Here is a 13,854-nt window from a genome sequence, read left to right as displayed (position 1 = left end):
TTCACTAAACTGAGCAGGCACGTTACTCGATAATCTTCGATTCTTGAAGCCCGTCCGATGAAACACATCCGCATAACAGGAGTCGTCAACTTGAAACTCAGCGATATCGCCCGCCTGGCCGGTGTCTCGGTGACCACGGCGAGCTACGTGATCAACGGCAAGGCCGAGCAGAAGCGCATCAGCCCGGCGACCGTGGAACGGGTACGGGCGGTGGTGGACGAGCACGGTTTCAAGCCCAACCCCCAGGCCGCCGGCCTGCGCAGTCGGCAGACGCGCACCCTGGGTTTCATCCTCCCGGACCTGGAAAACCCCAGCTACGCGCGCCTGGCCAAGCTGCTGGAACAGGGCGCACGGGCGCGGGGCTACCAGCTCCTGATCGCCAGTTCCGACGACGAGCCGGACAGCGAGCGGCAACTGCTCAAGCTGTTCCGCGCGCGGCGCTGCGACGCCCTGATCGTCGCCAGTTGCCTGCCGAAGGAGGACGACAGCCTGGAGCAGCTGCTGGACGAAGGCCTGCCGGTGATAGCCGTGGACCGGGTGCGCGATCCACAGCGGTTCTGCTCGGTGGTCAGCGATGACCGCCTGGCCTGCCAGCAGCTCACCCGCAGCCTGCTGAACCCCGCCCCCCGGCGCATCGCCCTGCTCGGCGCACGGCCCGACCTGCCCATCAGCGCCGAGCGCAGCGCCGGCTTCCACGACGCCCTGGCCGGGATGGAATGCGAGGTACTGGAAATCCAGGGCGAGGACTTCAGCCGCGAATGCGGGCACCGCCTGATGGCCGACCTGTTGCAGCGGGGCGAGCTGCCGGACGCGCTGATCACCACCGCCTACGTGTTGCTGGCCGGGGTCCTCGATGCATTGCGCGAACAGGGCGACTGGCCCGCCGGCATGCGCGTCGGCACCTTCGGCGACACCCAATTGCTGGACTTCCTGCCGCTGCCGGTGAACTCCATGTACCAGCAGCACGAGTTGATCGCCGAACAGGTGCTGGGCCTGGCGCTGAAGGCGGTGGAACAGGCGCTGTACGAGCCGGGCGTGCGCGGCGTGGCGCGCCGACTCAAGGAGCGTTGAGGGGCCTAGGCGCGGAAATTCACGAACTGCCAGGGGTCGTCGCGGTCGAGGACTTCCGCCACCAGCCGTTCGCGGCCCTGCAGCGGGTTCCAGTTGCTGTAGATGCCGGTCACCTCACCCAGGTACGGCCGGGCAAGTTCCAGCAGCTCGGCGTAGGGCAGCTCGTCCGGTTCGAGGATGCCGCGACGCGGGTTGCGCATGACCCAGACCACGCCGGCCAGCACCGCGGCCGTCACCTGCAGGCTGGTGGCGTTGTTGTGCGGGCTGAGTTCCCGGGCCTGCTCGATGGATAACCGCGAACCGAACCAGTAGGCCTGGCTGCCGTGGCCGAGGAGCAGCAGGCCCAGGTCGTCCCGGCCGCGGATGATGTCATCCAGCAGCAGCCTGCCGTGGCGTTGCGGTTGCCAGTTGCGCGCCGCCAGTTCACGCAGGGACAGCACCGCGTCATCACAGGGCTGGTAGGCATAGAGCACCGTGGGGCGGTAACGCGGCTGGCTGGCCGGCCCCAGGGTGAAGTAGTCGGACATGGAGATGGATTCGCCATGGGTGATCAGGTAGCCCAGCGTGGGCCCGCTGGGCGTCCAGCTGCGCACCTGGGTCGCCGCGCCCGGCCGGCGCAGGTATATCGCCGCCTGGCAGCCGCTCTCATGGTGGCGGCCATCCGGCGGCAGGCCCTTTTCGTGAGTGCCCCAGCCGAGCTCGGCAGGCTGGCAGGCCTCGCCGATGAAACCGGCGATTGACCAGGTATTGACGAACTCGTCATCCACCTTGCGGCGCGACGACTGCTGGGTGTCCCGCTCGGCGATATGAATGCAGCGCACCCCCAGCTGCGCGGCGAGGGCGGCCCAGCCCTCCCGCGTGGCGGGCGCGGGCGGGGCCTGGCCACTGTCCGCCGCCAGGTTCAGCAGCGCCTGCTTGACCAGGTGCGACACCAGGCCCGGGTTGGCGCCGTGGGTCAGCAACGCGGTGGGGGCATCGCCACCAGGGCGGCGCAGCGCCAGGGCAGCCTCCCGCAGGGCATGGTTGCTGCGCTGGGACAGGGTGCGCCGCGGGTCGGTGTAGCCGCCCGGCCAGGGTTCGATGCAGGTGTCCAGGTAAAGGACGTCGCGCGCCCGGCAGAACGCCAGCAGTGCCTGGGTAGAAACGCCCACCGAGAGATTGAGCAGAAAATCCCCGGCGCCCAGCAGCGGGTCGAGTTGCTCCCGGTAGTTATCCGGCTCCAGCGCCATGCGGAGGAAGCGCACGCCCTGGGCCTCGGCGATGACCTGGCCGGCCGGGTCCGGGCTCAGCACCAGCAATCGATCGGGCTCCAGCTCAAGGTGACGCAGGAGGAGAGGCAGCACGCCTTGCCCGATGCAACCGAATCCCACCATGACCAGACGACCATCGAAACGCTGGAGCAACTGCCGACTGTGCAAGGCCACACCTCCCCTGCCTTGGCAGGCGGAACGATCGGGCTGCGAGCCTGAATTCCCGAGCCCCTAACCCGAGCATAGCCGCGCCGGCGTGGGCCGAAAGGTCGCAACCGATGTTGGCCTTGACCGTTGCGGCCTGCCGATCACCCGGCGAACGCGCTGGCGCGGTAATCCCTGGGGGACTGGTCGAAATGTTTCTTGAAGGTACGGCTGAAATGCGCCGAGTCGGTGAAGCCCCAGCGGAAGGCGATATCGGTGATGGACTCGTTGCGCAGGCGCGGATTGGACAGGTCGGCGGCGCTGCGTTTCAGGCGCGAACGCTGGATGAAGCGGCAGACGCTGTCGCCCTGGTCCTCGAACAGCCGGTAGAGCTGGCGCACCGAGATATTCAGTTGCCGGGCCAGGGACAGTGGCGTCAGGCCCGGTTCGGAAAGGGACCGGTCGATCAGTTGCTGCGCCAGGCTGCGCAGGCCGGCAATGTGGCTGCCGTCCGCTTCGCTGGCGGTCTGCCCGGCCTGCTGCTTGAGGGTCGGCGCCAGCAGTGCGATCAGCGCCTCTTGCAGGGCATCGCCCTCCTCCAGACCGGCGCAATCATCCAGTTCGCCGCCGCAGATCTGCTCCACCAGGGTCCGCAGCACACGGCCGCTGGCGCAGTGCTGCGAGAGCTTGCCGAACTTCGGCCGGCCCTCCGGCAGATGGCGGCTGACTTCCTCGCGGGAGAGGTGGAAGGACGCGTGCTCGATAAGGCCGTGGGGGACAATCTCGCAGGCCCTGGCCGAGTCCATCAGGGCCATCTCGCCGGGGGCCAGCTCGATGCGCTCCCCACCCTGGCTCAACTGAGCGCGGCCGCTGCGCTGGACGATGAGGAAGCAGTGGCGATCGTCGTCATGGTCGATGGAGGTGCGCTGGCGGCTGATCATCCCGGCGTTGGTGCGGATCTGAGCCACTTCCAGGCCGGAGAGGTCCTGGCGGGTGATCTCGCCGATGAACAGTCCATGACTGAGCGCGGGAAGCGACTCGAAACGGCCGCAGACGCCTTGCAGCTCACGGAGCCAGGAATCGAAATCATGGGAGCGGACAGCTTGGGAAACCATCGGACACCTCCAGGGGCGGGCTGAAGCCACATTGTTATGGCGACATTATTAACATGTTATCTATTTGCCCGACAAGGAACCTCGTCGGCCAGAACAGACCACTTGTGCCCGGTTTGGAGATGTCCCCCTTTTCAGTACTCGACCAGCAGTTCCCGCAGGCCGCGGAGGACCTGCAGGAGATGCTGGCGCTGTTCAGCCGTGAGACGGATGTAGCGGCGGAAGGCCGGCATCCGGTTGACCACCTCGCTGGCGCCCATGTGTTCCAGGCGCACCACCCACTGGCTCCCTTCGCGGTCGATGCGCAGGCGCTTGAAGTCCAGGGGCATCAACGCGGCCAGCAACCGGGGGTCGTCCTGCAGGCGGCTGGCCAGCGCTCCGGCATCGCCCGCGCGGACCTTGCAGGCGATGCCCTGGCGGCGAATCGCGCCCCGGTGGTTCAGTTCGATGCGCACCGGCCCGGCCCCGGACGAAGGCACCCGCAGGACGAACTCGGTGCGCACCAGGTGCATGAGGAACTGCGCCTGCACCACTTCACGCACCTCGAAGTCCAGGGCTCCGTCGGCGCTGCGAAAGCGCATCGCCGCCCCGTCCAGCGGCTCGCCCGGCAGGTTGCGGAGGTCACGCTGCACATGCATCAACGTGGCCCCCGGCCGGTAGCCGGCCGGGGGGCGACGCCAGTACTCAGACAGGCTTGGAAACATGCTCGAAGCGCTCCAGGTCGTGGCTGACGCCAGGTTCGTTGTTGAACTCCTTCTCCAGCACCTCCTCCACCGGCACCGGCCGGAAGGGGTTCACTTTCTGCACCACCAGCGTCCAGAACAGCGCGTAGGCGGCCGTCAGGCCGAGCATCACGCCGAAGGGCACATAGATGTCGCTCGGGTTCATGCCCGGCGGGGTGATGAACCACATGCCGATGAGGATGCCCACGGACGACAGCACCTGCGGCAGCGGGAACCAGGGTGAGCGGTAGGCGCGCGGCAGGTCCGGGCGGCGGATGCGCAGCATCACCACGGAGAGCGTCACCAGCAGGTAGGCAGTGCTCCAGGCGCAGACGGCGGCCAGCACCAGGTTGAAGATGCCATCGGTGTTGCCGCCCAGCCACCAGGCGTGCAGGCAGGGAATGGCCACCGCCACGGCGATGCACAACAGCGGCGTCTTGAAGCGCGGGTGCAGGTAGGTGAAGACCTTGGGCAGCGCACCGTCCACCGCCATGCCGTACATGATGCGCGGCAGGCCGGCCATCAGGGTGTTGATGGTGGCGGCGCCGGCGAACAGGAAGCCGATGCCCAGCCAGATCGGCCCGATGTCGCCCATCACCTGCTGGGCGAACTGCGGGATGGCCATGGGGGTGTCCAGCAGGTGCACGCCGGTGGCTTCGTCGAGCAGCACGTTCTCCACCTGGCGCTTCATCGCCGCGCCATAGATGAACATGCACGAGGCCACGCCGAACAGGCCCAGGGCCATGGCGCGCGGCAGGGTCCAGGCGGAGCGGCGCACTTCGGGGGCCAGCGGGGTGACGAACTCGCAGCCGACGAACATGAACATCGCCATGCCCACCAGGGACAGGATGGTGGTGAGGTCGGTCCCCACCAGGGAGGCGCCGAACCAGCCCTCCAGTTCCACCGCCGGGGCGGCGAACAGGCCCGCCAGGCCGAAGACCATAAGCGTGGTCCACATGCCGAAGGTGAGGATCACCTCCGCCTTGCTGAACACGCTGATGCCGAAGGCGTTGAGGATACCGAAGGTGATGACGAAGCCCACGCCCAGCAGCCAGGAGCCACCGGCGGACTCGGCCAGGGTATTGAGGTGCTCGAAGTTCACCAGGGCCATGACCCCGGCGAGGATGGTCTCGGCGGTGCCGGCGAACACATGGACGATGAGGTAGGCGGAAATGGTCCCGGTGATGGCGAAGAAGCGCCCCATGCCGCAGGAGATGTAGTCGTACACCGAGCCCGTGGTCGGCAGGATGGAAGCTGCCTCGGCGAAGGTGGTGGACTGCGCCAGCATCATCACCGCGGCGATCAGCATGGCCACGGCGAAAGCGCTGCCGCCGATGCCAAAACCCATGGTGGCGGTGAGGATCACCGGGCTGGCCATGATCAGGCCGATGGTACTGGCGAGCGCGGTGGGGAACCCGACCGTGCCGCGCTCCAGGTGTGCTGCGAGTCTTGCGTTGATGGACATGGTGCTGGACCTCGAAGACGGATGTTGTCGTTGTTAGGGCTCAAGGCATGTGGAAGGCCGGGCCCCCACGCGGGCCCGGCGAAGATCATCGGAGGCGGCCGCCTCCTGCGGTGCGGCTCAGTAGGCGATGCACACGGACTTGTTCTCGGTGAAGGCTTCGATGGCGGCGTGGCCCATCTCGCGGCCGATGCCCGACTGCTTGAAGCCGCCGAAGGGCATGGAGGGGTCCAGCAGGTTGTGGGCGTTGACCCAGACGGTGCCGGCCTTCAGCCGTGGGATCAGGCCCATCACCTGCTTCAGGTCGTTGGACCAGATGCTCGCGGCCAGGCCGTAGGGGCTGTCGTTGGCCAGTGCGACCACCTCGTCGAGCTCGTCGAAGGCGGTGGCCACCAGCACCGGGCCGAAGATTTCCTCGCGCACCACCTGCATCTCCGGGCGCACATTGGCGATCACCGTCGGCTGGACGAAGAAGCCCCGCTCGCCGTGTGCGTCGCCGCCGCAGATGACGCTGGCGCCCTGGGCGCGGCCGCTGTCGATCATGCCCAGCACGCGACGCTGCTGTTTGGCGGAAACCAGCGGGGTGATCTGCGCAGCCGGGTCCAGGCCCGCGCCGATGCTGAGGGAACCGGCGATGCCGTGCAGGCGCTCCAGCACCTGGTCGAAGGACTTGCGCTGTACATAGAGCCGCGAACCGGCGGTGCAGACCTGGCCGTTGTTGAAGAAGATCGCCCCGGCGGCGCCAGCGGCGGCGTTGTCCAACGCCGTATCGTCGAGCACGATCACCGGGCTCTTGCCGCCCAGTTCCACGGTGAAGCGGGTCATGTTTTCCACAGCAGCATGGCCGATCAGCTTGCCCACCGGGGTGGAGCCGGTGAAGGCCAGCTTGTCGATGCCCGGGTGCGCCGCCAGGGCCGCGCCAGCCTCGGCACCGACGCCGGTGACGATGTTCACCACGCCGGCGGGAATGCCCGCCTCCAGGCACAGTTGGCCCAGGCGCAGGGCGGTCAGCGGGGTCTCGTCGGCGGGCTTGAGCACCACCGTGCAGCCGCAGGCCAAGGCCGGCACCACCTTCCACAGCGCCATCATCAGCGGGAAGTTCCAGGGTACGATGGCCCCCACCACGCCCACCGGCTCCGGCACCGTGTAGGCGCGGAACTTGCCGCCGGGAATGGCACCGATCGAGACATCCAGGCTCTTGCCTTCGATCTTGGTCGCCCAGCCGGCCATGTAGCGGGTGTACTCCACGCCGGCGCCCACCTCGATGGCCCGCGACAGATTGATCGACTTGCCGTTGTTCAGGGTTTCCAGCTGGGCCAGCTCCTCGCCATGGGCCTCCAGCAGCTCGGCCAGCTTCAGCAGCAGGCGCTCCCGGTCGGCCGGGCGCTGGGCCGCCCAACTGCCCTCGAAAGCGCTGCGGGCGGCGGCCACCGCCAGGTCCACATCGGCCTTGCCGGCCACCGCGACGCGCGCCAGTTCCTCGCCGGTGGCAGGGTTGTGCACCGGCATCTCGGCGCCGGACAGTGCGGGCCGCGACTGGCCGTCGATCAGCAGTCCGTGACGGGCCTGGACGAAGGCGGCAACACGGGGGTCAAGGGCAATGCTCATCTCGATTCCTCTTCTCGCGCGGCCACCAGGGCGGCCGGGTATCTCGGATTGTCGAGTGGCACTCTGCGACAAACCCGGCGGGCGCTCTTGACCCTGCCTGCCGGGGGATTTGCCACTGGCTGCCAGGCCCCCGGCAGGCAGAGACAACCGCCCGGGCAGGGAAAGACAAGCATCACCTCGGGGTTTGGCGGACAAGGGCAATCGAGACGGCCCGGAACCACCGCCTCGCGCCGCACGACAACAATAAGGACCGTTGCCATGTACAAGCCCCTGCGCCCCTTGCTGCTCGGCCTCGCCCTGCTCCTCCCCGCGCTGGCCATCCAGGCCGACCCGGCCACCCGCTACCCGCCCTACCTCGCCGAAGCCCGGCTGCAACTGGCCGACTACCTGCCACCGCCCCCCACCGCAGATTCGCCCGCTGCCCGGGCCGACCTCCAGGCCGTGCTCGATGCCCAGGCCCGACGCAGTGCCGAGCAGGTGAAGAAGGTGCAGGCCGACGACCAGTGGGAGGACGCCGTCTTCCCCTTCGCCGCCGACCTGCTCGGCAAGGGCTTCGAGGCGGAGCGGCTGCCGCTGACCCGCGCCTTCTTCCGCCGCGCCCAGGAAGACCTGGTGCAGGTGCTGATACCGGCCAAGCAGCACTTCGACCGTCCCCGCCCCTACGAGGCGGATACGCGGATCAAGCCCGTGCTGCCGCCGCCGGAAGGCGACTCCTACCCCAGCGGCCACAGCATGAACGCCTACCTCAACGCCACGCTGCTGGGCATGGCGGTGCCGGAGAAACGCGCCGAGTTGTTCGAGCGCGCGCGGGAACACGCAGGCAGCCGGGTGATCGCCGGAGTGCACTACCCCAGCGACCTGCAGGGCGGGCAGCTCGCCGCCGCGGCGCTGGTAGCGAACCTGCTGGCGGACCCGCAGGCCGCCGCCGACTTCAACCGAGTGCGACAGGAAATACGCGCGACTCTGGAACGCAACTAGGCAGGGGCAGGCAACCGGCCTGGCAGGGACAGACAAGACGTCCCCGGCCGGTTGCGGCACAAATGCCCCACACAGCCGCACTGCTGCACGAGAGGAGAATTCACCGTGAGCACCAAAGACACCGCCTTCTGGCACCCCATGCTGCACCCCAACGAGATGAAGCAGCGCGAGCCCATCCGCATCCTGCGTGGCGAGGGCTGCTTCGTCTTCGACGACAAGGGCAATCGCCTGGTGGACGGCGTGGCGGGCCTGTGGAACGTCAACGTCGGCCACGGCCGCAAGGAGATCAAGGCGGCCATCACCGCCCAGTTGGACGAACTGGAGTACTTCCAGCTGTTCGACGGCATCAGCCACCCCCGCGCCGAGGAACTGGCCGCCAAGGTGATCGGCATGCTGGAACCCGAAGGCATGCGCCGCGTGGCCTTCAGCTCCGGCGGCTCTGACGCCGTGGAAACCGCGCTGAAGCTCGCCCGCCAATACTGGAAGCTGCTGGGCCAGGCCGATCGCACCAAGTTCATCTCCCTGCGCCAGGGCTACCACGGCACCCACTTCGGCGGCGCCTCGGTGAACGGCAACACGGTGTTCCGCCGCAACTACGAGCCGCTGCTGCCGGGCTGCTTCCACGTCGACACGCCCTGGCTCTACCGCAACCCCTACAGCCAGGACCCGGAAGAACTGGCGCAGATCTGCGCGGATATCCTCGAGCGCGAGATCCAGTTCCAGAGCCCGGACACCGTGGCCGCCTTCATCGCCGAGCCGATCCAGGGCGCGGGCGGCGTGATCGTGCCGCCGGCCAGCTACTGGCCGCTGATCCGCAAGGTCTGCGACAAGTACGGCGTGCTGCTGATCGCCGACGAGATCGTCACCGGTTTCGGCCGTAGCGGCTCCATGTTCGGCAGCCGCCTGTGGGGCGTTAAGCCGGACATCATGTGCCTGGCCAAGGGCATCTCCTCGGGTTACATCCCCCTCGGCGCCACCGTGGTCAACGAGCGCATCGAGCAGGCCTTCGCCGGCAACGGCAACTTCACCGGCGCCATCATGCACGGCTACACCTACTCCGGGCACCCGGTGGCCTGCGCCGCCGCCCTGGCCAACCTCGATATCGTCGAGCAGGAGAACCTGCCGGCCAATGCGGCGAAGCAGGGTGAATACCTGCTGAACAGCCTCGCGTCCTTCCCCGAGCGTTTCGCCGCCGTCGGCGAGGTGCGCGGCAAGGGCCTGATGGTGGCCCTGGACCTGGTGAGCGACAGGACGACTCGCGAGCCCATCGACCCCATGGGCGGCTACGCCAACCGCGTCGCCGAGATCGCCCGCGCCAACGGCGTGATGGTGCGCCCGGTGGGCACCAAGATCATCCTCTCGCCGCCACTGGTGATCGAGAAGGAGCAGATCGATACCATCGTCAATGCGCTCGCCATCGGCTTCCAGGAAGCCCACATGTAGGGATCAGCTGCGCGTCGGCGATACTGCGTTGGGAATGGCCTCGGCCTGCTCATTTACAGGCGTAAACTCCGCGGCCTCGGCCCTTCCCGCCTTGTCTCGCTCTAGCTCGCAAGATCCTTGGACTTTTTTATAGGGCGCGGCCCAGGCCGCGCTCCTTGTTTCCGGGAGCAGCGTCATGCACGACGACTTCGGCCTGCACTGCCTGCACGCCTTCAGCCGGGTGGTCCCGGCCTCCTGCTTCGCCTTCTACCGGGTCGACGCGCAGTTTCGCGCCCGCGACTTCCAGTTGCTGCGCATGGACGCCCGCACCCACCGCGACTACCTCGACCACTACCGCGACTTCGATCCGCTGCAACCCGCCCTCTGCCGCGACGAACGCCACGCCGTAGTGCCCCTGCGCGAAGCCATGGCGCGCCAGGCGGGGGATTCACGGCGCATCTACCAGGGCTTCCTGGTGCGTCATGGCATCCGCGACGTGGTGGAGGTGATCGCCCATGATCGCCAGCGGCCGGTAGTGGGCATCTCCCTGCTGCGCACTGGCAATCTCTCGCCTTTCGATTCCGAAGAACTGCAGCGCCTCGACGGCCTGCGCGGCCTGCTGGACCTGGCCGTGCGTCATCTGCCGGACGCACCATCGGCGCAGGATGGGCTGACCGGCTTCACCCCTCGGGAACAGGAAATCGCTTTCCTCCTGCGCGAAGGCCTGTCCAACAAGGAGCTCGCCCGGCAGTTGGACCTGAGCCTGGCCACGGTGAAGACCCATCTCATCCATCTGTTCCGCAAGACCGGCGTGCGCAGCCGGACCGAGTTGGTGAGAAAGCTCTTCCCGTAGGATGGGTGGAGCCTGCGATACCCATCGCTTTGGCGCCTCAAACGGAGGAGAAGCAGTTATCCACGAAGAGGTGCGCCCCGCTGACGAAGGACGCCTCGTCCGACGCCAGGAACAACGCCGCCCGCGCCACCTCTTCCGGCTCGCACAGGCGCCCCTGCTGCAGGGAAATGGCCGCCTCGCTGGCCTCCACGCCCATGGCCTGCAGCTCCTTCATCTCGCGGATGCCGTGGGCGGTGCGGATAAAGCCCGGCGCCACGGCATTGCAGCGGATGCCGCGGTCGCGGAACTCCACCGCGATGGCCCGGGCGAACATCTGGCAGGCGCCCTTGGTGGCGTTGTAGACCACTTCGCCGGGAGTGGCATATTCGGCCGAGATGGAGGATGTGCAGACGATGCTGCCCTTGCCCTTGGCCAGCATCTGCGGCAGCACGGCGCGGGTCATCAGGTACATGCTCTTGACGTTGACCGCCATCAACCAGTCCCACTCGTCCTCCTCCACGTCGAGGAAGGGTTTCACGATCAGGGTGCCAGCGTGGTTGAACAGCACATCCGCGCCGCCGAAGGCAGCCTCCCCCGCTGCCACCGCCGCCTTCACCTGGTCGGCCTGGGAAACATCGGCGCCCACGCCCAGCGCCTCGCCGCCGGCAGCCTTGACCTGCCGGGCCAGCTCCCGGGCGGCATCGCCATTGCGGTCGACTATCACCACCCTGGCCCCCTCGGCAGCGAACAGGCGGCTGGCCGCCTCGCCGCAACCGCCGGCGCCACCGCTGATGATCGCCACCTTGTCGAGCAGCCGTGGTCTTGCTGCGTACATGGCTTGCACCTCGCTTCTCTGGAGACGGTCTGAGCAGCGTAGTCCAGGCAGGCCTGCCTCAACCTTCCGGTTGATACCGGCGCGCCCCTATCCGGCCGACCATGGCGCCATCCCAACCCAACGGAGATAAGCCATGACCACCCAACCCGAATGGATCACCGTCGGCGCCCTGGCCGACGGCTTTGCGCCCGAAGCCTTCATCCTGCCGAACCGGGCGGACCTCGCCGGCCGCACCTTCACCCTGCACTTCGCCAATGGCTGGCGCATCGAACACCGCTTCGACGCCGAACAACTCAGTTGGTCGATGCACGATGGCAGCGCCAGCGGCGAGGCGCCCTATCGCGCCACCTCGGTACGCGAAGGCCTGTACCTGGTGGACTTCCTCAAGGAAGAGGACGGCCGCGCGCTGTCGGTGAGCCTGGTACTGGATCTCGCCAACGCCGCCTTCACCGCCGTGCTCGGGCGCATGCCCAGCGAGGCGGAAAGCCGTGGCGATCTGTTCAGCAAGGCGCTGTCCGGTGGCGAGCTGACTTCGGTGAAAGCCGAGTTCCTCCACGGCAGCCTCGACCGCCCCTGGCGCGAAGACGCCTGCCCCCATGCGCCGAGCCGTGAGCTGGTGGGCCTGCGCAACCTCTACCGCTACAGCCCCAGCGAGGTCTACGAGCACCTCTACCTCAACGAGAACTTCTACAGCTGGCAATGTCTCAAGGGCGTCGAGCAGGGCCTGGCGGATACCGACCGCTGCCATACCTACAAGGTCGCCGAAGAGCTGTACCTGTTCGTTTGGCGCGAGAAGATCATCCCCACCCTCGGCGTGGTGCTGATCGACCTGAGAAACCACCGCAGCGACGGCAAGATCTGCGGCTATGCCGGCGGCGACTTCGGTCAGCTGTCGAACTTCCCGGTGAGCTCCCACTGCAGCGTGCTCAACCGCACGGAGTACCCGTTGTGAAGGGCCGTACCCTGCTCATCACCGGGGCCGGCAGCGGCATTGGCGCGGCCTGCGCCCGACGGTTGGCCGCAGAAGGCGCCAACCTGGTGCTGGTGGGCCGCCGTCGTGAAGCGCTGGAACAGGTCGCCAGCGAAAGCGGCGGCCTGGTGCTTGCCGGAGACGCCGCCAGCAGCGCCGACTGGGACCGCTTCATCCCCGCCATCATCGGGCGCTTCGGCGGCCTCGACGGCGTGATCGCCAATGCCGGCGGCCACGGCCTGGGCAGCGCCACCGAGACCTCGGACCATGACTGGCAGGCCGCCATGCGTGCCAACCTCGACAGTGCCTTCCACACCGCCCGCGCCTGCCTGCCGCTGCTGGCACAGCGGCGTGGCTCACTGGTGTTGATGGCCTCCATCGCCGCCCTGGCGGCGGGCGAAGGGGTGTGCGGCTACACCACCGCCAAGCACGCCCTCCTCGGCCTCACCCGCTCCCTGGCGCGGGACTATGGCCCGCAGGGCGTGCGGGTGAACGCCGTCTGCCCCGGCTGGGTGCGCACGCCCATGGCCGACGCGGAGATGCAGCCGCTGATGGAACGCCACGGCGAAAGCCTGGACGCGACCTATGCACGGGTCACTGCCGAGGTTCCGCTACGCCGCCCGGCCAGCCCGGAGGAAATCGCCAGCGTCTGCCGCTTCCTGCTCTCGGACGAGGCCTCGATCATCACCGGCGCCAGCCTGGTGGCCGATGGCGGGTCGAGCATCGTCGACGTGCCGACGCTGGCATTCGGGCGAGGCTAGGGACCGTTCGCGAGAACCAAAAAAAAGAAGCCCGGCGTTTGCCGGGCTTCGAGGGGTGGAGCAAGTGGCGATCAGCTGACGCGCTGGGCTTGCAGCAGGCGGTCGGAACCACCTTCGGCAACGCGGTTGGCGCCGGTGCGGTCCGAGCCGCTTTCGGCAACGCGGTCCAGGACCATGAAGCTGCCTTCAGCGGCAACCGGCTCCACGACCTGGATGTAGGTGCCGTCCCGGGATTCACCCAGTACCGGCTGGTCGTCGGACGGCAGGGCGAAGACAGAGCTGCTCAGGGTGGCGATGATCAGGGCGGCGAAGGCGTGGGTTTTCATGATCGTGGGCTCCTCAACAGGGGCTGGAAACTGGCTACGGAGCTCATGTTACGGACGGGGCGTCGATTAAAAAGTGATCACTCGCGATAGAGAACATCAACGTCGTTGATAGCGATCAAAACCCTTAAGGATCAATTAGTTGCCGCATCCTTCAAAGGCACGGACAGGCAGACCCGCGGTCTGTCTGGCGAATGAATGGGCTATGTCTGCGTTAAGTGTTGGGATGTGGCGCAGAGGCCGGTAGGGTGGGCTTCAGCCCACCATCGGAGGTCAGCGTGGGCTAAAGCCCACCCTACAAGGCCCCGAACCCTGACCGAAACCTCCTAGCAACAGCTAACAGGGTCATAGCCAATGAATGCGC

The 13,854-nt window shown here is 67.5% G+C and carries 13 protein-coding genes; 6 read left to right on the top strand and 7 right to left on the bottom strand.

What is annotated here, in order from left to right; translation table 11 throughout:
* Positions 1 to 90: 90 nt before the first annotated feature.
* Positions 91 to 1,071 carry a catabolite repressor/activator gene (gene cra, locus ACFW0H_RS05395; RefSeq protein ID WP_422912869.1) on the top strand — a complete coding sequence of 327 codons (981 nt, stop codon included), beginning with the start codon at positions 91 to 93 and terminating at the stop codon, positions 1,069 to 1,071.
* 5 nt (positions 1,072 to 1,076) lie between these two features.
* On the opposite strand, the gene ACFW0H_RS05390 is transcribed toward cra, so the two are convergent.
* From ACFW0H_RS05390 to ACFW0H_RS05370, 5 genes are all read right to left on the bottom strand, one after another.
* A complete protein-coding gene (locus tag ACFW0H_RS05390; protein WP_422912868.1) occupies positions 1,077 to 2,495 on the bottom strand; it encodes a saccharopine dehydrogenase C-terminal domain-containing protein in 1,419 nt (472 codons plus the stop codon).
* 134 nt (positions 2,496 to 2,629) lie between these two features.
* The gene (gene feaR / locus ACFW0H_RS05385; RefSeq protein ID WP_422912867.1) at positions 2,630 to 3,580 is read right to left on the bottom strand and encodes a transcriptional regulator FeaR; all 951 of its coding nucleotides are present in this window, start codon (positions 3,578 to 3,580) and stop codon (positions 2,630 to 2,632) included.
* A 131-nt stretch (positions 3,581 to 3,711) separates the two neighbouring features.
* Positions 3,712 to 4,281, bottom strand: a complete 570-nt coding sequence (locus ACFW0H_RS05380; protein ID WP_422912866.1) for a DUF3156 family protein — start codon at positions 4,279 to 4,281, stop codon at positions 3,712 to 3,714.
* Positions 4,262 to 5,764, bottom strand: coding sequence for an APC family permease (locus ACFW0H_RS05375; RefSeq protein ID WP_422912865.1), 1,503 nt, complete (start codon positions 5,762 to 5,764; stop codon positions 4,262 to 4,264). The genes ACFW0H_RS05380 and ACFW0H_RS05375 overlap by 20 nt, the downstream gene beginning before the upstream one ends.
* Before the next feature lie 117 nt (positions 5,765 to 5,881).
* Positions 5,882 to 7,369, bottom strand: coding sequence for an aldehyde dehydrogenase family protein (locus tag ACFW0H_RS05370; RefSeq protein WP_422912864.1), 1,488 nt, complete (start codon positions 7,367 to 7,369; stop codon positions 5,882 to 5,884).
* Between the two features lie 258 nt (positions 7,370 to 7,627).
* Between ACFW0H_RS05370 and ACFW0H_RS05365 the strand changes: the two genes are divergently transcribed.
* The 3 genes from ACFW0H_RS05365 (at position 7,628) to ACFW0H_RS05355 (ending at position 10,622) form a co-directional block, all read left to right on the top strand.
* A complete protein-coding gene (locus ACFW0H_RS05365; protein ID WP_422912863.1) occupies positions 7,628 to 8,347 on the top strand; it encodes an acid phosphatase in 720 nt (239 codons plus the stop codon).
* Between the two features lie 105 nt (positions 8,348 to 8,452).
* Positions 8,453 to 9,790 carry an aspartate aminotransferase family protein gene (locus tag ACFW0H_RS05360; RefSeq protein WP_422912862.1) on the top strand — a complete coding sequence of 446 codons (1,338 nt, stop codon included), beginning with the start codon at positions 8,453 to 8,455 and terminating at the stop codon, positions 9,788 to 9,790.
* Positions 9,791 to 9,965: 175 nt separating this feature from the next.
* Entirely contained in the window at positions 9,966 to 10,622 is a 657-nt protein-coding gene (locus ACFW0H_RS05355; protein ID WP_422912861.1) for a helix-turn-helix transcriptional regulator, read from the top strand.
* Between the two features lie 37 nt (positions 10,623 to 10,659).
* Here the strand turns inward: ACFW0H_RS05355 and ACFW0H_RS05350 are convergent, their stop codons facing one another.
* Positions 10,660 to 11,436 (bottom strand): SDR family NAD(P)-dependent oxidoreductase, encoded by a 777-nt coding sequence (locus ACFW0H_RS05350; protein ID WP_422912860.1) that lies wholly within the window; start codon positions 11,434 to 11,436, stop codon positions 10,660 to 10,662.
* 133 nt (positions 11,437 to 11,569) lie between these two features.
* Between ACFW0H_RS05350 and ACFW0H_RS05345 the strand changes: the two genes are divergently transcribed.
* Positions 11,570 to 12,388 (top strand): molybdenum cofactor biosynthesis F family protein, encoded by an 819-nt coding sequence (locus tag ACFW0H_RS05345; RefSeq protein ID WP_422912859.1) that lies wholly within the window; start codon positions 11,570 to 11,572, stop codon positions 12,386 to 12,388.
* Positions 12,385 to 13,167, top strand: coding sequence for an SDR family NAD(P)-dependent oxidoreductase (locus ACFW0H_RS05340; RefSeq protein WP_422912858.1), 783 nt, complete (start codon positions 12,385 to 12,387; stop codon positions 13,165 to 13,167). The genes ACFW0H_RS05345 and ACFW0H_RS05340 overlap by 4 nt, the downstream gene beginning before the upstream one ends.
* Before the next feature lie 71 nt (positions 13,168 to 13,238).
* On the opposite strand, the gene ACFW0H_RS05335 is transcribed toward ACFW0H_RS05340, so the two are convergent.
* Positions 13,239 to 13,493: a hypothetical protein gene (locus ACFW0H_RS05335; protein WP_422912857.1), complete on the bottom strand. Its 255-nt coding sequence runs from the start codon at positions 13,491 to 13,493 to the stop codon at positions 13,239 to 13,241.
* Between the last annotated feature and the right edge of the window lie 361 nt (positions 13,494 to 13,854).

Origin of the sequence: Metapseudomonas cellulosilytica (genome assembly GCF_049334135.1) — a bacterium.
Lineage (GTDB): Bacteria > Pseudomonadota > Gammaproteobacteria > Pseudomonadales > Pseudomonadaceae > Metapseudomonas.
The sequence above is the reverse complement of the archived record's forward strand: the minus strand, read 5'-3'. Positions and strand labels throughout refer to the sequence as shown.